The organism is Methylobacterium sp. 22177 (assembly GCF_052045615.1).
GTDB classification, from domain to species: domain Bacteria; phylum Pseudomonadota; class Alphaproteobacteria; order Rhizobiales; family Beijerinckiaceae; genus Methylobacterium; species Methylobacterium radiotolerans.
Map to the genome: position 1 here is coordinate 1 of NZ_JBQEPK010000066.1, position 22,651 is coordinate 22,651.

General features: G+C 70.2%; 20 protein-coding genes. 7 read left to right on the forward strand and 13 right to left on the reverse strand.

The window, feature by feature from the left end; translation table 11 throughout:
* Position 1 precedes the first annotated feature (1 nt).
* Positions 2–1,621, reverse strand: coding sequence for a methyl-accepting chemotaxis protein (locus ACTJK8_RS30005; RefSeq protein ID WP_012319967.1), 1,620 nt, complete (start codon positions 1,619–1,621; stop codon positions 2–4).
* A 247-nt stretch (positions 1,622–1,868) separates the two neighbouring features.
* On the opposite strand from ACTJK8_RS30005, the gene ACTJK8_RS30010 reads away from it, so the two are divergent.
* Positions 1,869–4,202: a putative bifunctional diguanylate cyclase/phosphodiesterase gene (locus ACTJK8_RS30010; RefSeq protein ID WP_440763028.1), complete on the forward strand. Its 2,334-nt coding sequence runs from the start codon at positions 1,869–1,871 to the stop codon at positions 4,200–4,202.
* Positions 4,203–4,209: 7 nt separating this feature from the next.
* On the opposite strand, the gene ACTJK8_RS30015 is transcribed toward ACTJK8_RS30010, so the two are convergent.
* Entirely contained in the window at positions 4,210–6,024 is a 1,815-nt protein-coding gene (locus ACTJK8_RS30015; protein ID WP_440763029.1) for an acyl-CoA thioesterase, read from the reverse strand.
* Between the two features lie 195 nt (positions 6,025–6,219).
* On the reverse strand, positions 6,220–7,101 hold the full coding sequence (locus ACTJK8_RS30020; protein WP_058608176.1) for a LysR family transcriptional regulator: 882 nt from the start codon (positions 7,099–7,101) through the stop codon (positions 6,220–6,222).
* Positions 7,102–7,308: 207 nt separating this feature from the next.
* Between ACTJK8_RS30020 and ACTJK8_RS30025 the strand changes: the two genes are divergently transcribed.
* From ACTJK8_RS30025 to ACTJK8_RS30045, 5 genes are all read left to right on the forward strand, one after another.
* On the forward strand, positions 7,309–8,619 hold the full coding sequence (locus ACTJK8_RS30025; RefSeq protein ID WP_440763030.1) for a dicarboxylate/amino acid:cation symporter: 1,311 nt from the start codon (positions 7,309–7,311) through the stop codon (positions 8,617–8,619).
* Between the two features lie 52 nt (positions 8,620–8,671).
* A complete protein-coding gene (locus tag ACTJK8_RS30030) occupies positions 8,672–9,511 on the forward strand; it encodes a bifunctional allantoicase/(S)-ureidoglycine aminohydrolase (RefSeq protein WP_059409766.1) in 840 nt (279 codons plus the stop codon).
* On the forward strand, positions 9,508–10,020 hold the full coding sequence (locus ACTJK8_RS30035) for an ureidoglycolate lyase (RefSeq protein WP_053622420.1): 513 nt from the start codon (positions 9,508–9,510) through the stop codon (positions 10,018–10,020). The genes ACTJK8_RS30030 and ACTJK8_RS30035 overlap by 4 nt, the downstream gene beginning before the upstream one ends.
* Before the next feature lie 244 nt (positions 10,021–10,264).
* The gene (locus ACTJK8_RS30040; protein ID WP_440763031.1) at positions 10,265–11,299 is read left to right on the forward strand and encodes a TRAP transporter substrate-binding protein; all 1,035 of its coding nucleotides are present in this window, start codon (positions 10,265–10,267) and stop codon (positions 11,297–11,299) included.
* Complete coding sequence (locus tag ACTJK8_RS30045) at positions 11,299–12,936, forward strand: acyl-CoA synthetase (RefSeq protein ID WP_076730101.1); 1,638 nt, start codon at positions 11,299–11,301, stop codon at positions 12,934–12,936. Before ACTJK8_RS30040 ends, ACTJK8_RS30045 begins: the two co-directional genes overlap by 1 nt.
* Before the next feature lie 477 nt (positions 12,937–13,413).
* On the opposite strand, the gene ACTJK8_RS30050 is transcribed toward ACTJK8_RS30045, so the two are convergent.
* From ACTJK8_RS30050 to ACTJK8_RS30080, 7 genes are all read right to left on the reverse strand, one after another.
* Positions 13,414–15,306 carry a TRAP transporter large permease gene (locus tag ACTJK8_RS30050; protein WP_012319957.1) on the reverse strand — a complete coding sequence of 631 codons (1,893 nt, stop codon included), beginning with the start codon at positions 15,304–15,306 and terminating at the stop codon, positions 13,414–13,416.
* Positions 15,307–15,840: 534 nt separating this feature from the next.
* Entirely contained in the window at positions 15,841–16,728 is an 888-nt protein-coding gene (locus ACTJK8_RS30055) for an NAD(P)-dependent oxidoreductase (protein ID WP_440763032.1), read from the reverse strand.
* The gene (locus tag ACTJK8_RS30060) at positions 16,719–17,741 is read right to left on the reverse strand and encodes a transketolase family protein (RefSeq protein ID WP_024829596.1); all 1,023 of its coding nucleotides are present in this window, start codon (positions 17,739–17,741) and stop codon (positions 16,719–16,721) included. Before ACTJK8_RS30060 ends, ACTJK8_RS30055 begins: the two co-directional genes overlap by 10 nt.
* Positions 17,738–18,601 (reverse strand): transketolase, encoded by an 864-nt coding sequence (locus ACTJK8_RS30065; protein WP_440763033.1) that lies wholly within the window; start codon positions 18,599–18,601, stop codon positions 17,738–17,740. The genes ACTJK8_RS30060 and ACTJK8_RS30065 overlap by 4 nt, the downstream gene beginning before the upstream one ends.
* A 10-nt stretch (positions 18,602–18,611) precedes the next feature.
* Positions 18,612–19,361 carry an SDR family NAD(P)-dependent oxidoreductase gene (locus ACTJK8_RS30070; protein ID WP_440763034.1) on the reverse strand — a complete coding sequence of 250 codons (750 nt, stop codon included), beginning with the start codon at positions 19,359–19,361 and terminating at the stop codon, positions 18,612–18,614.
* A gap of 226 nt (positions 19,362–19,587) precedes the next feature.
* Positions 19,588–20,484 (reverse strand): LysR substrate-binding domain-containing protein, encoded by an 897-nt coding sequence (locus ACTJK8_RS30075; RefSeq protein WP_440763035.1) that lies wholly within the window; start codon positions 20,482–20,484, stop codon positions 19,588–19,590.
* An 82-nt stretch (positions 20,485–20,566) separates the two neighbouring features.
* Positions 20,567–20,854, reverse strand: a complete 288-nt coding sequence (locus ACTJK8_RS30080) for a hypothetical protein (RefSeq protein ID WP_012319950.1) — start codon at positions 20,852–20,854, stop codon at positions 20,567–20,569.
* A 567-nt stretch (positions 20,855–21,421) separates the two neighbouring features.
* Between ACTJK8_RS30080 and ACTJK8_RS30085 the strand changes: the two genes are divergently transcribed.
* A complete protein-coding gene (locus tag ACTJK8_RS30085) occupies positions 21,422–21,652 on the forward strand; it encodes a hypothetical protein (protein ID WP_012319949.1) in 231 nt (76 codons plus the stop codon).
* Between the two features lie 61 nt (positions 21,653–21,713).
* Here the strand turns inward: ACTJK8_RS30085 and ACTJK8_RS30090 are convergent, their stop codons facing one another.
* From ACTJK8_RS30090 to ACTJK8_RS30100, 3 genes are all read right to left on the reverse strand, one after another.
* Positions 21,714–21,854 carry a hypothetical protein gene (locus ACTJK8_RS30090; protein WP_012319948.1) on the reverse strand — a complete coding sequence of 47 codons (141 nt, stop codon included), beginning with the start codon at positions 21,852–21,854 and terminating at the stop codon, positions 21,714–21,716.
* On the reverse strand, positions 21,854–22,099 hold the full coding sequence (locus ACTJK8_RS30095; protein ID WP_012319947.1) for a hypothetical protein: 246 nt from the start codon (positions 22,097–22,099) through the stop codon (positions 21,854–21,856). Before ACTJK8_RS30095 ends, ACTJK8_RS30090 begins: the two co-directional genes overlap by 1 nt.
* Before the next feature lie 260 nt (positions 22,100–22,359).
* Positions 22,360–22,651: flagellin (locus ACTJK8_RS30100; RefSeq protein WP_440763036.1), on the reverse strand; the 292-nt coding region annotated here is incomplete at its 5' end.

The window sequence follows — 22,651 nt, forward strand, 5'->3', positions numbered from 1 at the left end:
CTCAGTGCCGGTAGCGTTCGGCCAGGGCCATGAGGGCCTGGGCGAGTTCGGTGAGGTTGGCGGACGCGGCCTCGACCTGCCGGGTGCCGGCGGCCGTCTGCTGGCTGGCCTGGCGGATGTTCTGCAACGCCCCCATCACCTGCTCGATGCCCAGCTGCTGCTGGTTGGTCGAGGCCACGATCTGCTGGAACGTCTGCACGTTCTCCTCCACCCGCGCGGTGATCTCCTCGATCGTGCGCTGCGTCGTGTCCGAGCGCGTCTTGCCCGCCGCCGCGCGCTTGACCGCCTCCTCGGTCAGCATCACCGACGTGTTGATGCCCCGCTGGATCTCGCCCAGGATCGCCCGCACCTGACCGGTCGCCGCCTTGGCCTGGTCGGCCAGGAGCTTCATCTCCGCGGCCACCACCGCGAAGCTGCGCCCGCTCTCGCCGGCCGCGGCCGCCTCGATGGCGGCGTTGAGCGCCAGCAGGTGCGTGCGCTCCGAGATGTCGTTGACCGTCTCGATGATGTCGCCGATCGTCTGGGTCTTCTCCGACAGGCTGACGATGTTGCCCGCCACGGCTTCCGCCTGCTCGCGGATCGCGTCCATGGCCTTGGCGGTGTCCGACACCGCGCGCAGGCCCTGGCGCGAGGTCTGCGCGGTCGCCTGGGCGGTGGCGATCACCTCCGTGGCGCGCTTGGAGATCTGCGCGCCCGAGTGGGTGATCTCGTCGACCGTGGCGGCCGTCTCCTGAACCGCGGCGAACTGCTGCTCGACCGAGGCGGCCTGCTCCTGCGCCGAGGCCCGGATCTCCGCCGCCGCCGCGTTCAGGTCCGCCGTCGCCGCGCGGTTCGTCCGTGCCAGGTCCGACAGCCCCGCAACCATCGTGTTCAGCGTCGTGCTCAGACGGCCGACTTCGCCGCCAGCGCGGACATCGAGCTTGCTCGACAGGTCCCCCTCGCCGACCCGTCCCACGAAGCCCATCACCCCCACCAGCGGCCGGACGACGAGGCGGTTGATGGCGACCCCGATGCCCAGGCAGATCAGCAGCGTGATCAGCGTGCCGCCCCAGAGGGCCAGGCCCTCGTTGCGCTCGCCGCGCGCGACGCGCTCGGCCAGCCCGGCCCGCACCGCCCCTTCGAGGCCCTCGATGGCCGCGAGCTTCTCGCGGAAGGTATCGAACAGCCGCTTGCCCTGACCGTCCGCCTCGATGTGGACAGCCTCGTCCCTCTTCGCCGGATCGGCCGCGATCCGGACGGCGACCTCGCCCACCTCGGTCTGCCAGCTGCGCGCCGCCGCCACGGCGTCGGCCAGAAGGCGCGTCCGCTCGGGATCCTCGCCGATCAAAGTTCTGAGCCTGTCGATCGCCTCGTCGAGCGTCTGGCGACCCAGGCGATATGGCTCCAGGCTGCCGTCGCGGCCGGTGATCAGGTAGCCGCGCAGTCCGGTCTCCTGATTGAGCATGGCCGCGCGGAAGCCGTCGAGGGCGCGGATCAGCTGATTCGACCGGCTCCGGGCATCGGTCGCGTCCCGCAGCTGATCGGCCGTGATCAGGACCGCGCCGCTGGTGAGGACCGACACCAGGGCGATGACACCGATCGCGCCGCCCAAGATGCGGTTTAGTCCCAGCGTTCGCGGCATGGTCTGCTTCATCCTGCTCGGCCCTGCGGACGGCTCTGGCTGGGCCGCGACCCGTACACGCTCGCCTCTTAGCGCCGCCGACCGGCCGACGCGAGCCGCATCGTCCGGCTCCGCCCCGATATTTACAAGTTATAAACCTACAAGCGACTTGTACTTGTGCAAGCGAGCGATCGTGTATGCATCTAAACAGCCTTAGCCCCAGTTTTCGATCGTAAAGGCTTTTCAGAAGGCGTTTGCGTCGCGCGAGATGTTGATTTCTTTCCTGATCGATACCGATCGCAAGGCGGATCCACTCGACGCGAACCTTCGCGCGCGCGCCCGCGTCGAGCAGCTGGACGTCGCGCTGCGCTTGGTACCCTTCACGATTCTTGTGAGTCTCAGCGTCGTACAGGTCATCGTCTACCTGTTCTGGAACCCGGCCAATCGCGCCTATCTCGCCGGTCTCGAAACGCTCATCCTGCCGCTGGCGGTGGTCTCGCTCCAGCAGTGCTGGCGCTGGCGCTCCCGTCCCAAGCCGCTCCAGGTGCCGTCGTCGTTCGTGCAGGGCGTCGTGCTGGCCGCGCAGGCCTACGGGTTTCTCCTGGCCTCCATCCCGGTCATGCTCTTCTCCGGCGCCGACGCGCACGGGCGGCTGCTGATCGCCTCCAGCATCGCGGGCCTGATCGCGACCGGCATGAGCGCGGCGGTGCTGCCGCGGGTCGCCATCGGCTATTCCGGCCTGATCATCCTCGGCTCGTTCATCGCCCTCGCGACGACCGGGGAGGCCTTCTACATCTACGTCGCGGTCCTGCTGTTCTTCTACGCGATCTTCATCTGCTTCACGATCCTGCATCTGAGCCGGCTCCTGACGATGCGGGTCATCGCGCAGATCGAGCTGGAACGGCAGCAGGAGTTCACCCACCTCCTGCTCAACGAGTTCGAGGAGAGCGCCAGCGACTGGCTCTGGGAGACCGATGCCGACCTGCGCCTCCAGCACGTCTCGCCGCGCCTGATCGAGGTCGCCGGCTCCTCCGAGCGCCAGCTGATGGGCCTGCCGCTGGAGCGGCTGCTGCTGCCGCCGGTGGCGCCGCCCAGGAGCCACTCGAGCACCACCCTCTGGAGCTGCATCGCCGAGCGGCGGGCTTTCCGGAACCTGCACCTGCAGCTCGATATCGCCGGCGAGCGGCGGACCTGGTGCCTCAGCGGGAAGCCGACCTTCGACCGGGCCGGCGCCTTCTCGGGTTACCGCGGCGTCGGCTCGGACGTGACGGAGAAGCGGCGCTCCGAGGAGCGCCTGTCCTATCTCGCCCTGCACGATTCCCTGACGGATCTGCCCAACCGGGTCCTGTTCCACCAGCTCCAGGAAGCGGCGCGGGAACGGCTCGCGCAGGGCGATCGGTTCGCCGTGCTGGCCCTCGACCTCGACGAGTTCAAGAGCGTCAACGACACGTTCGGCCACGCGGCCGGCGACAAGCTCCTGAAGTCGGTCGCCGAGCGGCTCCGGAGCTTCGAGGCCTCCGATGTCCAGCTCGCCCGCCTCGCGGGCGACGAGTTCGCGGTCCTCGCCACCGGCCGGAGCGCCCGGGACCTGCACGCGATCGAGGCGCTCGCCAACGGCATCGTGGAGGCGCTCGCGTCGCCGTTCACCATCGACGGCATCCGGCTGACCGTCAGCGTCAGCATCGGGATCGCGATCGCTCCGCAGGACGGTTGCCACGAGATCATGCGGCGCGCCGATCTCGCGCTCTACCGCATGAAGAGCGAGGGCCGGAACGGCTACCGCTTCTACGAGGCCGAGATGGACGAGCGGATCGAGGCCCGCCGCGCCCTGACGGCCGATCTGCGGGGCGCCCTCGATCGGGACGAGTTCGTCCTCTACTTCCAGCCGATCGTGGCGGCCAAGGAGTGCCGCGTGCGCGGCTTCGAGGCGCTGATCCGGTGGAAGCACCCGGTGCGCGGCTTCGTCTCGCCCGGCGAGTTCATCCCCCTCGCCGAGGAGACCGGGGTGATCATACCGCTGGGCGAGTGGATCCTGCGGGAGGCATGCCGGATCGCGGCCGGCTGGCCGGGGGATGTCCGCATCGCCGTCAACCTGTCCCCGCGGCAGTTCCGGCACTCGGACCTGACCCAGCTCGTCCGGTCCGCCCTGCGCACGAGCGGGCTGGCCGCCGCGCGCCTGGAGCTCGAGGTGACCGAGTCGGTGTTCCTGGAGGCCACGCCGGCGATCAACGCCACGCTCTCGAAACTGCGCGAGATGGGCGTGCGGCTGTCGCTCGACGATTTCGGAACCGGCTATTCGAGCTTGAGCTACCTGCGCCGGATCGCCTTCGACAAGATCAAGATCGACCAGAGCTTCGTCCGGGACCTGCCGCAGGAGCGCGGCGCGGCGGCGATCGTGAGCGCGATCATCGACATGGCGACGAGTCTCGACATGACCATCACCGCCGAGGGCGTGGAGACGGACGCGCAGCGCGCCTGCCTGCTCGAGCAGGGCTGCCACGAATTCCAGGGCTACCTGTTCAGCAAGCCGCTGCCGGCCGAGCAGGCCGCGGCGCTGGCGCGCAGCCGTCAGCTCCTCCCGGCGGCGGTCCGGGCGGCGTGAGTCGGCCTCAGACGCCGAGGGGCGCGACCTCGGTCGGGCCGTCCCCTCCCGCGACGGCGTGCGGAGACGTCTTCGGCCAGTACGGCAGGAAGCCCTCGATGATGGTCCGCGGGATATCGAGGGGCCGATAGTGGACGGTGTCCACGAACATCAGCGACTGTTCACCCCGCCCGAGCAGCCCGTTGACCTCGCTGTGGATCTCGTGCGCCAGGGTCACGAATTTCCGGTTGTGGCTCGCGATCGAGATCCGGACCGTGACAGGCTCGAACTCCATCGCCTCTCGGCGAAAATCGTGATGGAAGGACTTTGTCAGGATGTAGAAGTCCGTCGATTTCAGGTCGAAATTCGGCATGCAGATGTTGAAGAACAGCTCGCGCGCCTTGCCGACCCAGCGGACGTAGTTGGCGAAATAGACGTTCCCGACCGAATTGGTGTCGTCGTAGGTCGGGATCAGGCGCAGGACGAACCAGTGGCCGTCGAACCCGTGTGACGCCACGGCATCCGTCTGGTCCACCGCGACGGGTACCGGCGCCGCCCGCGGCGCCCGCTCCGCCGCCGGGATCAGCTCAGCGACCGGCTGCGCCGCGCGCCAGCCGAGGATCTCCGAGATCATCGGGAGGGCGCCGATCAGGCCGATCAGCGGCGCGATGGCGAGCAGCGCCCAACTCGGCGCCAGGTAGCCCGTCGCGAAGATCAGGCACGCCGTCGCTCCGATCATGGACGCGAGGACCGAGTCGTACCGGCGCGTCGCGCCGAGCGTCTCGCATACGAGACACGCCGCCGCCCCGACGAGGAGCGTGGCGAAGGGCATCATCAGGTAGAGGAGCGAGAGGTTCGCCCAGATCGCCGCCGCCGCGGTGGCGAGCGCGGCACCGAGGATCCAGACCGGCGACGCCACGAGTCCCGCCGGCACGAAAGCGAGGAGCGGCGAGTTGCTGCGCGCCGTGATCGATGTCCCGAGCCAGCGCGTAGCGGTGTAGAAACTGTCGATCGTGGTCGCGGCGGCGATCGCCGTCCAGATGACGAAGGCCGCAACAGCGCCGGCCGCGGGGTCGCGACCGATCGCCTGCGCCACGGCCGCGTAGGCTCCCGAAAGACCGTCCGCCGAGATGATCGGCGTGCCGAGTCCCGCCCGCGCGGCGAGCAGCGCGTTGATCGTCAGGAGGCCGAGGAACAGGAGCGCGCCGGTGACGTAGGCCGCGCGCACCGATCCGCCCGACCGCCGGATCTCCACGGCGCGCTGCCACTGCTGGATGTCCATCCAGGGCCCGAGCAGGAAGCCGACGAGCGAGGGGATGACGAGCCCGTAGAAGCGCTCGTCGAAGGCCTGGAGCGGGACCTCCCAGCCGCTCCCGTGCCCGGGCAGCACTCCGAGCAGGACCGCGCCCGCCGCGAGCCCCACAACCAGCGCCCCGCCGTGGATGACCCGGATGCCGCGCAGCGGGACCGCGTGGCCGATCGAGCAGGCGACGAGGACCAGCGCGACCACGCCGACGGCGGCCTCGTGGCCGAACAGCGGGATCCACGCGTAGGCGGCGAATCCGAAGATCGTGATCGCGACGGCGAAGAACTGTGCCCCCATGAACAGCAGGGCGTACGGCCCCTGAACGGCGGCCACGATCGTGTCGAGGTTCCGGCGGGGCGCGCCGAGGACCCAGCCGAACAGGCCGAGCCCCGTCGCGTTCGGCAGCGCGAAGGCAAGAAACCCGAGCCAGCCGTAGGTGAGCGTCACATGGATCGCGTAGAAGAACCCGAGCCCCCAGAACCACGACAAAGCAATCGTGGGCGCCCAGGCCGCGGAGCGGATGAACTGGGAAGGCATTGTGGCTGCAAGCGCTCCGAACCTAGAGCAGCAATAGCGTATCAGATTCGTCTCGGGAATATGGCGGCCAAAAAAGAAGGCGGATATAAGATATCCATAAGCGGAAAAACATCGGGCTTCTGGCCTGCGGTGGGCGCTCCGAGGAGCCCGTATTCCCGCGGCTCTCGGCCTGTGTCGTAGGGTCCGGTGCTCCGCCTAGTCGGCGGTCTCCTGACTGTCGCGGACCAGATCGACGAAGTTGCCGACCAGAGCGGCTTTCGCAGGGGTCCACAGCGCGAAGACGTCTGCGCGGATGCGGGGCCCGTCCAGCGGCCTGTAGACCACGTCGGCGTGCGCCAGCCGGGCGACGTATTCCGGGATGATGGCGATGCCCAGGCCGGACGCGACGAGGCTCGTCAGCGAGGCGGCCTCGACGGCCTGATGGGTGATGGTGGGGACGAACCCGGCCTCGACGCAGCAATCCCAGAGGTATTTGGCGAACAGCGAGTCGGACATGCGCAGGAACACGAACCGCTCGTCGCGCAGGTCAGCGAGCCGCAGCCTGCCCCGCGCGAGGCGGTGCCCGTTCGGCAGGACGGCCTTCACGGTCTCGCTCCACGCGCGGACTCGGACCAGATCGGCATCCTGCGGTGGGGCCCGCAGGAAGCTCACGTCGGTCTGGCCGGCCTTCAGCATCGCGATCTGACGGTCCGGCGACATCTCGTGGATCCGCAGATCCACGGCCGGGTAGGCCTGCGCGAAGCTGCGGATCGCGTGACCGAGCGGCCCGGCCAGCATCGAGCCCGTCAACCCGACATTGATGATGCCGGCGGTGCCCGCGCCGATGGCCCGAGCCCGCTCGACGGCCTCGGCGGCCCGCTCCAACAGGTTGATGGCCTGCATGTGAAAGTCCTGACCGGCCCGTGTCAGCGCCACGCGCCGGGTCGTCCGCTCGAAGAGGGCCGTCCCGATCTCGTCCTCCAGATCGCGGATCTGCTGGCTGAGCGGCGGCTGCGCGACGCCGAGGCTCTCCGCCGCGGCGGTGAAGCTCAGGTGCTTGGCGACGGCGACGAAGTAGCGGAGATGGCGCAGTTCCATCGCGTCATTAGAACTCTCAAAGTTTCAATCTAAACGAAATAGATATTTGACGTCTAGATCGTCGGGCACGATTTTGCCGCCCGGAAGGCCGGCCCGGCACTGCGCCGCCTCAGGCCGCCGCGCGCCGCGATCGCGTCGATCGAACCCGCCCACGAGAGGCGGGGCGTTCGCGGCCGGGTCCGGGCTAGCCGTTCCAGGGAGGTTGCGTTGAAGCGCTTGTTCGGGTCGCTGTTCGGGCAGGTTGTCGCCGCCCTGATGATCGGCATCCTCGTCGGCCGGCTCTGGCCCGACTTTGCCGTCACCCTGAAGCCGCTGGGCGACGTCTTCATCAAGCTCATCAAGATGGTTGTCGCGCCGCTGGTCTTCGGCGTCGTCGTGCACGGCATCGTCGGTGCGGGCGACCTTCGGAAAGTCGGCCGCGTCGGCCTCAAATCTCTGATCTATTTCGAGGTGGTGACGACCATCGCGCTCACGCTGGGCCTCGTCCTCGCCTACGTCGTCGCGCCCGGTCACGGGATGAACGTCGATCTGGCGACGCTGGATGCCAAGTCGCTCGCCAGCTACACCGACCGGGTCGGTCAGGTGACGGGCACCGTCGACTTCCTGATGAAGCTGGTGCCGACGACCTTCGTCGACGCCTTCGCCAAGGGCGACATCCTCCAGGTCCTCCTCCTCGCGCTCCTGTTCGGCTCCGGCCTCTCGCTCCTCGGCGAGCGCGGCAAGCCCCTGGCCGACAGCCTGGAGCGCATCACCGAGGTCCTGTTCCGGATCATCGGCTTCATCGTGCGGCTGGCGCCGCTCGGCGTGCTCGGCGCGGTCGCCTTCACGGTCGGCAAATACGGCGTCGGCTCCCTCAAGCAGCTCAGCATGCTGGTGGTGCTGTTCTACGCGGGGGTGGCGCTCTTCGTGGTCCTGGTGCTCGGCGCCATCATGCGGCTCGCCGGCTTCAGCCTGTTCAAGCTGCTCGTCTACCTGCGCGAGGAACTGACCGTCGTGGCCGGAACCGCCTCCTCCGACTGCGTGCTCCCGCAGGTCATGCGCAAGATGGAGCGGCTCGGCATCAAGGAATCGACCGTCGGCCTCGTGATTCCGACCGGCTACTCTTTCAACCTCGACGCCTTCTCCCTCTACCTGACCCTCGCCACGGTGTTCATCGCCCAGGCGACCAACACCGACCTGTCGTTCGGCCACCTGATGCTGATCCTCGGCATCGCGCTCCTGACCTCGAAGGGCGCCCACGGCGTGCCAGGCTCGGCGATCGTCGTCCTCGCCGCGACGCTCTCGGCGGTTCCCGAGATCCCGGTGATCGGGCTGGTCCTCGTCCTGTCGGTCGACTGGTTCGTCGGCATCGCCCGCGCGCTCGGGAACCTGATCGGCAATTGCGTGGCGACCGTCGTCATCGCCGCCTGGGAAGGCGACATCGACCGGGCGCAGGCCAACCGCGTCCTGAACGGCGAGGACACCACCGACACGGCGGAGATCCTCGACGCACCGGTCGCGGAGCCGCACACCGCGTGACCGATCCCCGGCCCGACGTTTACAGCTTGAAGTCGAATCGCGGAGACCGACCATGAGCGCTGGAGCCTACAATCCCCCCTGCGGAGGCCTGCCCGGCCAGACGCGGCTGATGACGGGCCGGGCGGTGTTCACCGAGGCCTACGCGGTGATCCCCCACGGCGTGATGAGCGACATCGTCACCAGCCGCCTGCCGGGCTGGGACGATGCCCAGGCCTGGATCCTGGCCCGGCCGCTCTCGGGCTTCGCTGAGACCTTCGCCCAGTACCTCATGGAGGTCGCCCCCGGCGGCGGCAGCCGGGCCCCCGAGCCGGAGCCGCAGGCGCAGGGCGTCCTGTTCGTGGTCGCCGGCACGGCCAGCCTCACGCTGGACGGCGCGCGCCACCCCCTGCGGCCGGGCAGCTACGCCTACCTCGCCCCCGGCGCCGCCTGGGCCCTGCGCAACGACGGCCACGAACCCGTGCGCTTCCACTGGGTCCGCAAGGCCTACCAGCCCACCGCCGGCCTGGACGCGCCGAGCTCCTTCGTCACGCACGAGTCGGCGGTCGAGCCGGCCGGCATGGTCGGCACCGACGGCGCCTGGGCGACGACCCGCTTCGTCGCCTCCGACGACCTGCGACACGACATGCACGTCAACATCGTCAGCCTGCGCCCGGGCGCCTCGATCCCCTTCGAGGAGACCCACGTCATGGAGCACGGACTGTTCGTGCTGGAAGGCAAGGCGGTCTACCGGCTCAACCGCGACTGGGTCGAGGTCGAGGCGGGCGACTTCATGTGGCTGCGCGCCTTCTGCCCGCAGGCCTGCTACGCGGGTGGCCCGGGCCCGTTCCGGTACCTGCTGTACAAGGACGTCAACCGGCACCCGGCGCTGGCGCCGCGCGGGCTCGGCCGGTGAGCGCGGACCCCCGCACGCTCGTCGCCCGGCCGCTCACGGCCGAGGCGTTCGCGCCATTCGGTACGGTGATCGACGCGGCCGCGGTGGCGCCGCGGCCGATGAACGGCGGGATGGCGCGCCGCTTCCACGACCTGGCGGCGGTCGAGGTCGTCGGCGAGGGCTCGCGCGTGGTGATCGGGCTCGTGGAGGCGCAGCCCTACCCGATGCCGCTGCGGCTCGACCTCGTTGAACGGCATCCGCTGGGCGCGCAGGCATTCCTGCCACTGAGCGCGGCGCCGTTCCTGGTGGTGGTCTGCCCGGACGCGAGCGGGCGTCCCGGGCCGCCGCGCGCCTTCGTGACGGCGCCGGGGCAGGGGATCTGCTACGCGCGCAACACGTGGCACGGCGTGCTGACGCCCTACGGCCAGCCGCAGGACTTCGTCGTGGTCGACCGCGGCGGCCCGGGCGCGAACCTCGAGGAACACACCTTCGCCGAGCCCTGGACGGTGCATCTGCCCGGCCAGGACTGAAGGCCGGCGCGGATCGCGCCATCCGCGCCGTCGCCGCGCGACCTCGGTCACGCGCGTGCGGGACCGCCACGCGCGGTGCAGAGCGTGTCAGGGGGCACCCGGATGCAATCATTCCCGGGGGCGAGGCTGCGAAAGTCCGTTGACTGGCACCGGTCAGCGGCTATCGAGGCCGCAACCAGAGAGTCCGCACCAACGCGGACCCGAGGAAACGCCGGGCCGGCAGGCCCGCACCGGAAAGGCCGCCATGTCACTGGACCGCACGCCCCTGTCCCGCCGCCGATTCCTGGTGACCGGCTCGACGGCCCTCGTCGCCGGCACGCTGGCGGCCCCGCACGTGGCGCGGGCGCAGAAGGCAGAGTTCACCTACAAATACGCCAACAACCTGCCCGACACGCACCCGATGAACATCCGCGCCCGCGAGATGGCGGAGGCGCTCCGCACTGAGACCGGCGGCCGGTTCGACCTCAAGATCTTCCCGACGAGTCAGCTCGGCTCCGACACCGACACGCTGAGCCAGCTGCGCTCGGGCAGCGTCGAGTTCTTCACGATGTCGCCCCTGATCCTCTCGACCCTGGTGCCCAACGCGTCGATCAACGGCATCGGCTACGCCTTCCCGAGCTACGACGCCGTCTGGCCGGCCATGGACGGCGAGCTCGGCGCCTGGGTCCGCCAGCAGATCGCCAAGGCCGGCCTCGTCGCCATGGAGAAGATCTGGGACAACGGCTACCGGCAGACCACCTCGTCCACCCGGCCGATCGCCACGCCCGACGACTTCAAGGGCTTCCGGATCCGCGTCCCGGTCTCGCCGCTCTGGACCTCGATGTTCAAGGCCTTCGACGCGGCCCCCGCCTCGATCAACCTGAACGAGACCTACTCGGCCCTGCAGACCAAGATCGTCGAGGGCCAGGAGAACCCGCTCGCGGTCATCTCCACGACGAAGTTCTACGAGGTGCAGAAGTACTGCTCGCTCACGAACCACATGTGGGATGGGTACTGGTTCCTGGCGAACCGCCGCGCCTGGGAGCGCCTCCCGCCGGACCTGCGCGAGACGGTCGCCCGCCACATCAACGCCGCCGGGATGAAGGAGCGGGCCGATGTCGCCCAGCTCAACGCCAACCTGCAGGCGGAACTCTCAAAGAACGGCATGGTCTTCAACAAGCCCGACTCTGAGCCCTTCCGCGACAAGCTGCGGAAGGCCGGTTTCTACGCCGAGTGGAAGGGCCGGTACGGCGAGGAGGGCTGGTCGCTGCTCGAGAAGGCCTGCGGGAAGCTCACCTGATGATCGCCGCGGGGGCGCCGCGCGGCGGGGTCGCGCCGTGCTCCCGGCGGGTGATGAATCTCGCCCATTTCCTGCGGCGGGCCGCGCGCCGGTTTCCGGACGCGGTCGGGCTCGCCTGGGGTGCGCGGCACTGGACCTGGGCCGAGCTCGACGCCCGTGTCGACGCGATGGCGGCGGCGCTCGCCGCCCGCGGCGTGACCAAGGGCGACCGCGTGCTGGTCCAGGCGCGCAACAGCAACCAACTGTTCGAGTCGATGTTCGTCTGCTTCCGGCTGGGGGCGGTCTGGGTGCCGGCCAATTTCCGGCAGACACCCGCGGAGATCGCCTATCTGGCGCGCGCCAGCGGCGTCTCCACGCTGATCTGCGGCGCGGGGTTTCCGGACCACGCCGCCGCCGTGCGCGAGGCCTGCCCCGACCTGGACCGCGTCGTCGAGATCGGGGGCGCAACCTTCGGAGCCGATTACGACACGCTCGTCGCCGACCATCGGGGCGCGGCCGCCCCCGTCGCCGATGTCGAGCACGACGATCCGTGCTGGTTCTTCTTCACCTCGGGGACGACGGGCCGCCCGAAGGCGGCGGTCCTGACGCACGGCCAGATGGCCTTCGTCATCACCAACCACCTCTGCGACCTGATGCCGGGCACGACGGAGGCCGACGCGTCCCTGGTCGTCGCGCCGTTGTCGCACGGGGCCGGCATCCACCAGCTCGCGCAGGTCGCGGCCGGCACCAAGACAGTGCTGACCGCCGGCGAGCGGCTGGACCCCGCGGAGGTCTGGGCGCTTGTCGAGGCGTGGCGCGTCACGAACCTCTTCACCGTGCCGACCATCGTGAAGCTACTGACCGAGCATCCGGCCGTGGCGGCGCACGATCATTCGAGCCTGCGCCACGTCATCTACGCGGGCGCGCCGATGTACCGGGCGGACCAGCAGCACGCGCTGCGGGTGCTCGGCCCGGTGCTGGTGCAGTACTTCGGCCTGGGCGAGGTGACCGGCAACATCACGGTGCTGCCGCCTCGCCTGCACGCGGCCGAGGACGGGCCGGACGTGAAGGTCGGCACCTGCGGGTTCGAGCGCACCGGCATGCAGGTCCAGATCCAGGACACGGAGGGCCGTGAGTGCCCGCCCGGCGCCACCGGGGAGATCTGCGTCTGCGGCCCGGCCGTGTTCGCGGGCTACTACGACAATCCGGAGGCCAACGCGGCGGCCTTCCGCGACGGTTGGTTCCGGACCGGCGATCTCGGCCACCTGGACGCGGAAGGCTTCCTGTTCATCACCGGCCGCGCCTCGGACATGTACATCTCCGGCGGCTCGAACGTGTATCCGCGCGAGATCGAGGAGAAGCTCCTGACCCATCCGGCAATCACCGAGGCCGCGATCCTCGGCGTGCCGGATCCCGCCTGGGGCGAGGTCGGCGTCGCGGTCTGCGTCGCGCGTCCCGGAACCGCGGTGGAGGAGGGCGAGCTGATCGCGTGGCTGTCGGCCGACGTCGCCCGCTACAAGCTGCCGCGGCGCGTGTTCTTCTGGGACTCTCTGCCGAAGTCCGGCTACGGCAAGGTGACGAAGCGCGCGATCCGCGAGGGACTGGAAGCGCGGGGCGACCTGCCCCTCGACGGGCGGACGGTCCGACAGAGCCGATGAGGCTCTCGGCGATCCCGTCCGGTCGATGCGGCGCCCTCTGTCCTCGCGCCGCCGAACGGATCTGATCCCCTCGCGAGGCCGGCTGTGTCCAAGCCGGCACCGGCTCGGTACGAGGATCCGAGCGCGCGTCGCCGCCGCACTGCACCGACCGACGGCAGACATACGTCCGAGGCGGACGGCCCGGTCCGCTTCGCTCCGCGCGCATCATGATCCCGCTGCATGACAGCTCGGAGATGCGGAGCCCCTGACATGTCCCCGTGGCCCGCGCATATTGCATTGCAGCAATCCGGGCGCCCCGCCCGGCCTTAGCGGGATCCGAATCCGATGACAGTGCTCGCGAACCTCGTCAGCCGTCTCGAGGATGCAGTGCGACGCGCCGCGGCCGAACGCTACGCCGAGCAGCGCGAGCGGATCATTCGCACCGGCGGCGCCGGCATGATCTGACCGCGCTCGGCGCCTACGCCTTGGTCGCGGTCGTCAGAGGAAGCCGATCGAGAACCAGGGGACGAGGATGATGACGAGGAGGCCGATCAGCAGGGCCACGATGTAGCCGACGATCGGGCGCATCCCGGCATCGGGATGGATCCGGCTGATGGCGCAGGCCGCGTAGTAGCCGACGCCGAAGGGCGGGGCGAACAGGCCGATTCCCATCGCGAGGATCACCACCATCGCGTAGTGGACCTCGTGGACGCCGACCGCCCGCGCGATCGGGAACAGGAGCGGCCCGAACAGCACGATCGCCGGGATGCCCTCCAGCACCGAGCCCAGGATGATGAAGGCGAAGGCCGAGACGAACAGGAAGCCGAGCGCGCCGCCCGGCAGGCTCTTCATTACCTCGGCGAGCGTCTGAGAGAAGCCCGACTGCGTCAGCGCCCACGCCATCCCGGTGGCCGCGCCGATGATCAGGAGGATCGCGCCGGACAGGGTCGCTGTGGTCACCAGCATCGGGTAGAGCCGCCGCCACTCGAACTGGCGGTAGATCAGCAGACCTGCCAGAGCCGCGTAGACGATGCCGATGGTCGAGACCTCGGTGGCGGTGGCGATTCCCTCGACGACAGCGAAGCGGATCACGAAGGGCAGGGCGAGCGCCGGGATCGCGACCAGGAAGGCGCGGCCGATGACGCGGCCCGACGGACGAGCCACGTGGCTCAGGTCCTCGCGGCGGTAGCGCCACCAGACCAGCGCGCACAGCGTCGCGGCCAGAACGAGGCCCGGGAGCAGGCCGCCGGTGAACAGGGCGGTGATCGAGACGCCGGTGACCGAGCCGATCGTGATCAGCACGATCGAGGGCGGGATTGTCTCGGTTTGCGCACCGGTGGTGGCGAGCAGAGCGACGAGATCGCCCTCCTTGGCGCCCCGGGCCTTCATCTCGGGGAACAGCACCGGCGCCACGGCCGCCATGTCGGCGGCCTTCGAGCCGGAGATGCCCGAGACGAGGTACATCGCCCCGACCAGAACGTAGTGCAGGCCGCCGCGCACGTGGCCCAGCAACGAGGCCAGGAACCCGACCATGGCGCGGGCCATGCCGGTCATCTCGATCAGCAGGCCGAGGAACACGAAGAGCGGCACAGCGAGCAGGATGAGGTGGCTCATGCCCTCGTCCATGCGGCCGACCACCACCATGGAGGGCGCGTCGGTGGTGAGCGCGATGTAGGCGAAGGTCGAGAGGCCGAACGCGAAGGCGATCGGCACACCGGAGAAGACCAGCGCGCCGACGCCGACAACGAAGAACAGCAGCAGGTTGAGATTGCCGAGGTTGGCGAGCCACGGCTGCAGCGCCAGCAGGCCCGCGGCAACGCCGCCGCCCAGGACCAGCGCCCCCGCGGTCAGCTTCCAGTCGGCGGTCTCGAGGAGGCGGATGAGGGCCACGATCAGCATGAGGCCGAGGCCGATCGGCAGGGCGGCGGCGCGCCAAGCGTTGTTGAGCTCCAGAGCCGGCGTCTGGACGAAGGTCTCCTCGCTGGCGAACTCGAAGGCCGGCTCCAGCAGCAGGGCCACGAAGATCAGGCCGGCGACCAGAGCAACGGTCTCCAGGAAGGCGCGCAGACGCGGGCCGCTCATGGCCACGAAGGCGGTCATGCGCATGTGCTCGGCGCGCCGGAAGGCGACCACGGCGCCCAGCATGGCGAGCCACAGGAACAGGATCGAGGCGAGTTCGTCCGACCAGATGATGGGGTCACGGAACACGTAACGGCTGACGACACCGCCGAGCAGCACCGCGATCTCGGCCAGGACGAGCAGCGCCGCCGGGATCTCCACGAGGTAGCCGAGCCCGGCATCCAGCCGGCGCAGCCAGCCCCGGGCGCGCAGTGGCGGTCCCGACAACCCAATCCCAGCCGTCGACTCGACGGCCGCAACATCGATCTGCATGGCGCCCCTCCGTCGGAGCCGCTCCCGACGCCGCTGGCGGCGGGATCGGCCCACATGCGTCTTCGCGTGTTTCTCGTGGTGCGTCTCGGCGCGCCTTCGCTCTCCGATACCGTTATCCGGTCCGCCGGCAAACACTTCCGGTCGGTCCGCGCGATCCGTCCTCAGGATGCGGGCGTGCCGCGCCGCCGTACTTCCTTCTCCAGTCCCTACGTGTGGCCGCCCCGGCGCCGCTCGGGATCGCGCCAGCGGTTCGGTGTCCGAGCCCTGCCCATGGGCGGGTCACGGCTCCGTCTCCCGGAATCCGTCGGTCTCCTCGCGAAACGTGTCGAGCGCCGCGAGCGACCGTAAGGTCGGGTCCAGTGCGGCGCCGGGCGAAGATGCGCAGGCCGACAGGGCGAGCGCCGGCGGTAGCAGACGCTGGAGGCCGAGACGCGTCTCGGGCGTCGGACGGCGCCTCAGGGCTTCGGTCCGCGCGAGTCCCGCCGTCGACTTCCGGCGGATCCGGGCCGGTCGCCGCGCGGCCCGTGCCGCGCGTCAGGCCCCCGCGCCGTTGAGCAGGCGGTAGGCGCGGATCACCTGGCTGTCGTCGGCGGCGCCGTCGCCGCGCCCCGCGCTCGAGACGAAGAGCTGGTGGGCGAGCGCCGCGAGCGGCAGCGCCGCCCCGACGCCGCGGCCGGCTTCGAGCACGATGCCGAGGTCCTTGACGAAGATGTCGACCGCGCTCGTGACCCGGGGCGCGTCCTCCAGCATCCGGGGACCGCGGTCACGCAGCATCCAGCTGGCGGCCGAGGAACCCGAGAGGATCTCCAGACACACGCCGAGGTCGACGCCGATCCGCCCGGCGAGCGCCAGCGCCTCGGCGGCGGCGGCGATGTGCACGCCGCACAGGAGCTGGTTGACGGCCTTCACGGTGGCGCCCTGTCCGGGTCGCTCGCCGACGTGGAAGATCCGGTCGCCCAAGGCGTCGAGAACCGGCCTCAGCGCGGCGAGGGTCCCCGCGGGCGCCGCCGCCATGACGGTGAGGGTGCCGGCCTGCGCGCCGACGACCCCGCCCGAGACCGGCGCGTCGACGAAGCGGCGGCCGGACGCCGCGACGCGCTCGGCGAGGTGCTCCACCGATCGCGGCGGGCAGGTCGCCATCAGGACCGCGATGCCGTCCGGCGCGAGGGCTTCGAGGGCGCCCTGCGCGAACAGCACGTCCTCGGCCTGCGCGGCGTTCACCACCATGAGGAGGAGCGCGTCGGCGCCCGCGGCGGCTGCGGCCGGCGTGTCGGCCGCGGCCCCGCCGGCCGCCGCGAAGGCACACCGGCTCTCGGGCCGCAGGTCGTAGCCGCGGACGGCGAATCCCGCCGCGACCAGGTTGGTCGCCATCGGCAGGCCCATGGCGCCGAGGCCGACGAGGGCGATCTGGCTCAGAGCCATGCGCGGATGCTCCGTGCCATCGCGGTGGCCGAGATACCGTAGCGGTCGTGGAGCGTCGGCAGGGCGCCGGCGTCGAGGAACTCGTCCGGCAGCCCGATCTGGCGGAAGCCGCGGCCCGGTCCGACGCCCGCGCGCATGAGGAGACCGGCCACCGCCTCGCCGAGCCCGCCGATCACGCTGTGATTCTCGGCGACCACCACGAGCCGGCCGCCGCGCCCGGCCTCGTGGAGGATCGTCGCCGCGTCGAGGGGCTTGATCGTCGGCACGTGCAGCACCGCCACGTCGACCCGGTCGTCGCGCAGGGCCTCGGCGACCTCCAGGGCGCGCATGGTCATGAGGCCCGAAGAGATCACGAGGACGTCGCGGCCGTCGCGGATCGTCTTGGCCTTGCCGAGCTCGAACCGGTAGCCGTACGCGTCGAGCACGAGGGGGACGTTGCCGCGCAGGAGCCGCAGGTAGACCGGCCCCCTGTGGGCCGCCATGGCGGGGACGACCTGCTCGATCTCGTGGGCGTCGCATGGGTCGATGATCGTGAGATTCGGCATCCCGCGGAAGATCGCGAGATCCTCCGTCGCCTGGTGGCTCGGGCCGTAGCCCGTGGTCAGGCCGGGCAGGGCGCAGGCGATCTTGACGTCGAGATTCTCCTCCGCGATCGCGAGGCAGATGAAGTCGTAGGCGCGCCGCGCCGCGAACACCGCGTAGGTGGTGGCGAAGGGCGTGAACCCCTCCCGGGCGAGGCCCGCGGCCGCGCTCATCAGCAGCTGCTCGGCCATCCCCATCTGGTAGAAGCGCTCGGGATGGGCCTGCGCGAAGATGTGCAGGTCCGTGTATTTCGACAGGTCGGCCGAGAGGCCGACGATGTCGGGGCGCGTCTCGGCGAGTGCGACGAGGGCGTGGCCGAAGGGCGCGGCCTTCGTGCGCTGCCCGGGCGCAGCGAGTGAGGCGATCATGGCCGAGGTCGTGGCGCCGCCGGCCGCGCGGGGGGAGGGCCTCTCGTACTTGGAGCGTCTCACCGCGCTCTCCCCGCGTCCAGGATCGCCAGGGCCCGCTGCCACTCGTCCGGCTCGACCCGCAGGAAGTGGTTGCGCTCGCGCGTCTCCAGGAACGGCACGCCCTTCGCCATGCGGGTGTCGCAGATGATGATCCGGGGCCGCGGGCCAGGGTGGTCGCGGGCGGCGTCGAAGGCCCGGACCAGCGTGTCGATGTCGTTGCCGTCGACCCGCTGCACGAACCAGTTGAAGGCCTCGAATTTCGGTGCGAGCGGCTCGAAGTCGAGCACCCCGGTCGAGGCGCCGTCCGCCTGCATGCCGTTCACGTCGACGAGGCCGATCAGGTTGTCGAGCCTGAACGAGCCGGCCGACATCGCGGCCTCCCAGGTCGAGCCCTCGTTCAGCTCGCCGTCGGAGAACAGGTTGTAGACGAAGCTCCGGGAGCGCTTCCGCTTCAGCCCGAGCGCCATGCCGACCGCGATGCCGAGCCCGTGGCCCAGCGAGCCGCCGGTGATCTCCATGCCGGGCGTGTAGGCGGCCATGCCGGACATCGGCAGGCGGCTGTCGTCGCCGCCGTAGCTCGCCAGCTCGTCCTCGGGGAGGATCTCGGCCTCGATCAGGGCCGCGTAGAGGGCGATGGCGTAGTGGCCGATCGACAGCAGGAAGCGGTCGCGACCCTCCCATTCGGGATCCGCGGGCCGGTAGGTGAGGGCGTGGAAGTAGCTCACCGCCAGCACGTCGGCGATGCCGAGCGCCTGGGCGATATAGCCCTGGCCCTGAACCTCGCCCATGCGCAGGGCGTGGCGGCGGATGCGATAGGCGCGCTCGGCGAGCGGCACGTTGGAGCCGGCGCGCGGCCGCTCGGTCGGGACGTCGATCGCCACGTCGGCCTCCTCAGTGGATCAGCATGCCGCCGTTCACGTCGATCACCGCGCCGGTGATGTACGTGGACAGGTCGGAGGCGAGGAACAGGCAGGCGTTGGCGACGTCGTCCGCCACACCGAGGCGCCCGAGCGGGATGCCGCTGGCGATCTCGGCTGTCAGCTCGGGCGTGAGCTTGCCGCCCGTGATGTCGGTCTGGATCAGGCCAGGGGTCACGGAATTCACCCGCACCCCGTCGGGCCCCAACTCCCGGGCCATCGCTTTCGCCAAGCCGAGGACGCCACCTTTGGCGGCGCTGTAATGGGGCCCGCCGAAGATGCCGCCGCCCCGCTGGGCCGAGACCGACGACATGCACACGATCGCGCCTGAGCCCCGGCCGCGCATCGTCGGGATCACCGCCTGGCTCATGTAGAGCGTGCCGCGCAGATTCACGTCGGTGACCGCGTCGTAGTCCTCCGGCTCGATCTCCATGATCCTGAGAGGCTGGGTGATGCCGGCGTTGTTGACGAGCACGTCGATGCGCCCGAGGCGGCCGACGATCACATCCGCCGCCGCAGAGCAGGCCGCCCGGTCGGTGACGTCGCAGGCCAAGCCGACATGGCCCGGCCCGATGTCGCGGGCGGCGGCCTCGGCCTGGCCGACGTCGAGATCGAGGACGGCGACGCGGGCGCCGTGGCGCGCGAAGAGCCGCGCGGTGGCCTTGCCGATGCCGCGGGCGGAGGCTGCGCCGGTGATCACGCACACCCGGTCGTTCAACAGCATGGAAGAGTCCTCCCGCCGATCCACGACTGCGCGGGATCGAACCTGTCGTCGCGACGGGAGACACCGGGCCGTCAGCCGCGCGTCGAGTCCTGAGGCCGCGGATCGAGCACTCTGCGGCGTCGTCTTCTCGCGCCTGTCTTGTCGGGAGGAGAGTGCCGGCGCGGCGCGCCCGCGACAAACGCGGAATTTGCACCCGCAGGTGAATCCTGGTCATCTTTGTCCGCGTTCAGGCGAGGTCGGGACCCAGCGGTACCCCGAGCTCCTCGGTCAGCCATCGCGCGAAGACCCGGAGCGGCGCCCGCCGGCGCGCGTCGGCCGGACAGACGAAGTGGTGGCCGACGTAGCTGAGGTCCTGCGAGCGCCCGGACAACGGGGTGACGAGGCGCCCGGTCGCCAGTTCCCGCTCGGCGAGGCGGGTGGATTCCAGGGCGACGCCGAGGCCGTCCGCGGCGGCCGCCAGGGCCAGGAAGCTCCGGTCGAAGCGGAGGCCCGCGCTCGGCTGCGTCGCGAGTCGGTTCCGCTCGAACCAGTGGGTCCAGCGCACCTGCTTGTTGTCGCTCTGGATCAGGGTCTGCGCCAGCAGATCGGACGGCTCGCGGATCCGGGCCGCCCGCGCCGGGTCGCAGAGCGGCGTGACGGTCTCCGGGCCCAGCGGCAGCCTCACCAGACCTTCGCCGCGGGGCGGTCCGTACACGATGTCGGCATCGAACTCGTCGGTGATGAACCGGGCGTAGTCCATGCCCGCGGCGAGCCGCACTTCGACGCCCGGATGGGCGCTCAGGAACCGGGCCAGCCGCGGCGCCAGCCACTGCGCGGCGAAACTCGGCGCGCAGTGCAGCCTGAGCAATTGCGGCCCGCGATTGGCCACGAGATCGAAGCCGCGGTCCAGTTCCGCGAAGGCGCGGCCGACATGGTCGCGGAGCGCCTCCCCGGCCGGTGTCGGCGCGATGCCCTGGCCCACCCGCTCGAACAGCGCGACGCCCAGGGTCTCTTCCATCTTGCGCAGGGCATGGCTGACCGCGCTCGGGGACAGGTTGAGTTCACCGGCCGCGGCCTTGAACGACCGCCGCCGCGCGGCAGCCTCGAAGATCCGGACGGCGGAGAGGGGTAGGGGCGGCCTCATCGCGGGTAGAATGGGCCGCGACCGGCGCTGCTGGCAACGGGGCCGGCCGCAACACCGGTATTGCGGCCGGCGTGCGGCGGGATCAGGCCGACCGGGGACCGCGGACCCGGACCGGTGCGGCGACCGGGACGATCTTGCCCTGTTGCGCGACTTCGCAGAGGACGGCCACCATCGCGTCGGCCTGCGCCTCGAGATCGGGCGGCCCGACATCGTCGCGGGTGTTGCGCCACGCGATGAAGATGCAGGCGAGGATGGCGGACGCGCTAGCCGCGAGGGGCGCGATGATCATTGCCGCCAGGGCGCTCACCGGCGCCAGGATCGCGGCTGTCGCGAGGCCGCTGACGATGGCTGCGGCAATCAAGACGATCATCGGAACCTCGCCCGATCTGCGTGCCGGGTCCTGCGCCCGATCACTGTCCCAGGATCACGTCACAAAAGTTTACGCTTCGTTAACGGGAAGCTTCCGGTCGATAATCTTTCGTCGAACGCCCCCCGATTGCTGCACAATCAGCGATTCCGAGGCCGCGTGAACAGCTCGGCGGCCAGGTTTGTCCCGCCGCCGTCGGTCTTTCGGGTCGTGCGGCGCGTACCGGCCAGGCGTTGACATCCTGATCGACGCCGCGGGCGGCATCCGGATCGACAGGCGATGGTGATCCAGCAGGTCCGGTCGATCGCGGTGACTGATCCGACGCGGCTCACTGCCAGACCCGGGCGGTCGCGGGCCACGACTACGCCGGTCGTGACGGGACCTTACCGCCCCTGATCACGTCTTCGGCTTTTGCAGAGGCGCACCCGTCGCGGTCGACGTGGAGACCACATACCCCGATCTGTTCGAACTGATACGTTCGGATCAGGTCTGGTACAGACCGATCCCTTGATGCCCCGGGTTCGGCGATGGTAGCCCGAGCGCGAGTGTCGTGTGGGAATTCCGTCTCCGATGGCCATCGATGTTCGAGCAGTCGCGCGCCTGCGCGAGATCGCAGCCGTCGTTGGCTGTCCGGTCGAGGCCTTCTACGCACCGGACGGCGACGCCTGCGAGCTGTGCATGACCTCCGAGCTGTTCCGCCTCTGGCAGGCGATACAGGAGCCCCAAGCCCGGCAGCGCATTCTGAACAGCGCGCGGCGCGAGGCTCTCGGTGAGGCCATCCACGCGGAGGCCGCGGAATAGAGGTCTTGCCGTCGCCGCTCGCTCGGCCGCACCGAGGGGCGGGAAACGGCTCCCTGTTCCGTCAGCGCCCCTGCGCGATCCAGCCCAGAACCGTCGCGCAGCGCTCGGCCTGCTCGCGGGTCAATCCCGACGCGACGGCCGCGCCGTTGCGGTAGACCACGAAGGTCCCGTCGTCGGTCGCGCGGATCTTCACGGACGCCATCATTCGGCTCCCGACGTCAGAGCCTGAAGCTGCGAGAGGCCGGCCGCGGTGATCTGCCAGACCGCCACGGATCCATCCGGGCCATCGTGCAGGTCGATCCGCTGGAGATGCCCCGTGCTCTCGAGCGCCGTCAGCCGGCTGTGATCGCTGGGCCAGGAGGCGTCGGCTTTCTGGCGGATCGAGATCTGGTAATCCCGTGCCTCTGCAGCCTTGTTGAGAAGGCGGCGCTCGTGATTCACTCGCATCGGCACTCCGGCTCAGCTCGGATCGGTACGCAGTAACTACGGACAGGCTGGCCGATACGGTTAAGCTTTGCAACCCCGGGGCCGGAACGGCCTTTGGATCGTCCCGGCCGCGCACGCCGCCATGAGCGGACGGGAGCTCGCGCCAAGACGCCTGGCCGGGTCGATCCTGCGCCTTGCTCCTCGCGTTCGTGCGAGCGCGACCAAAGAGAAGGGCCGACCGGGGAGACCCGGCCGGCCCGTCTCTTCGACGTGCGTGGCGCTTACCGCAGGAGCTGGAGGACGCCCTGCTGGGCGGAGTTGGCCAGCGACAGGGCCGAGATGCCCATCGACTGGCGGGTCGACAGCGCCTGCGAGTTCGCCGCTTCCTGGTTCAGGTCGGCGTTGGTCAGGTTGGCCGAGCCCGTCTGCAGCACGTTGATCAGCTGCTTGGAGAAGTCCTGGCGGTTCTGAACGACCGACAGGTTCGAGCCCAGGGAGCTCGCCGCGGAGGTCAGCGTGTTGCCGGCGCTGGTCAGGGTCGCCAGGGTCTTGTTGACGTCCGAGTTCAGCAGG

Excerpts from the sequence above, each read along its gene's own strand:
- ACTJK8_RS30070 (WP_440763034.1), bottom strand. The coding sequence starts at position 19,361 with ATGCTGTTGAACGACCGGGTGTGCGTGATCACCGGCGCAGCCTCCGCC.
- ACTJK8_RS30095 (WP_012319947.1), bottom strand. The coding sequence starts at position 22,099 with ATGCGAGTGAATCACGAGCGCCGCCTTCTCAACAAGGCTGCAGAGGCA.
- ACTJK8_RS30040 (WP_440763031.1), top strand. The coding sequence starts at position 10,265 with ATGTCACTGGACCGCACGCCCCTGTCCCGCCGCCGATTCCTGGTGACC.
- ACTJK8_RS30015 (WP_440763029.1), bottom strand. The coding sequence starts at position 6,024 with ATGCCTTCCCAGTTCATCCGCTCCGCGGCCTGGGCGCCCACGATTGCT.
- ACTJK8_RS30075 (WP_440763035.1), bottom strand. The coding sequence starts at position 20,484 with ATGAGGCCGCCCCTACCCCTCTCCGCCGTCCGGATCTTCGAGGCTGCC.
- ACTJK8_RS30020 (WP_058608176.1), bottom strand. The coding sequence starts at position 7,101 with ATGGAACTGCGCCATCTCCGCTACTTCGTCGCCGTCGCCAAGCACCTG.
- ACTJK8_RS30085 (WP_012319949.1), top strand. The coding sequence starts at position 21,422 with ATGGCCATCGATGTTCGAGCAGTCGCGCGCCTGCGCGAGATCGCAGCC.
- ACTJK8_RS30050 (WP_012319957.1), bottom strand. The coding sequence starts at position 15,306 with ATGCAGATCGATGTTGCGGCCGTCGAGTCGACGGCTGGGATTGGGTTG.
- ACTJK8_RS30090 (WP_012319948.1), bottom strand. The coding sequence starts at position 21,854 with ATGGCGTCCGTGAAGATCCGCGCGACCGACGACGGGACCTTCGTGGTC.
- ACTJK8_RS30005 (WP_012319967.1), bottom strand. The coding sequence starts at position 1,621 with ATGCCGCGAACGCTGGGACTAAACCGCATCTTGGGCGGCGCGATCGGT.
- ACTJK8_RS30080 (WP_012319950.1), bottom strand. The coding sequence starts at position 20,854 with ATGATCGTCTTGATTGCCGCAGCCATCGTCAGCGGCCTCGCGACAGCC.
- ACTJK8_RS30045 (WP_076730101.1), top strand. The coding sequence starts at position 11,299 with ATGATCGCCGCGGGGGCGCCGCGCGGCGGGGTCGCGCCGTGCTCCCGG.
- ACTJK8_RS30055 (WP_440763032.1), bottom strand. The coding sequence starts at position 16,728 with ATGGCTCTGAGCCAGATCGCCCTCGTCGGCCTCGGCGCCATGGGCCTG.
- ACTJK8_RS30010 (WP_440763028.1), top strand. The coding sequence starts at position 1,869 with ATGTTGATTTCTTTCCTGATCGATACCGATCGCAAGGCGGATCCACTC.
- ACTJK8_RS30030 (WP_059409766.1), top strand. The coding sequence starts at position 8,672 with ATGAGCGCTGGAGCCTACAATCCCCCCTGCGGAGGCCTGCCCGGCCAG.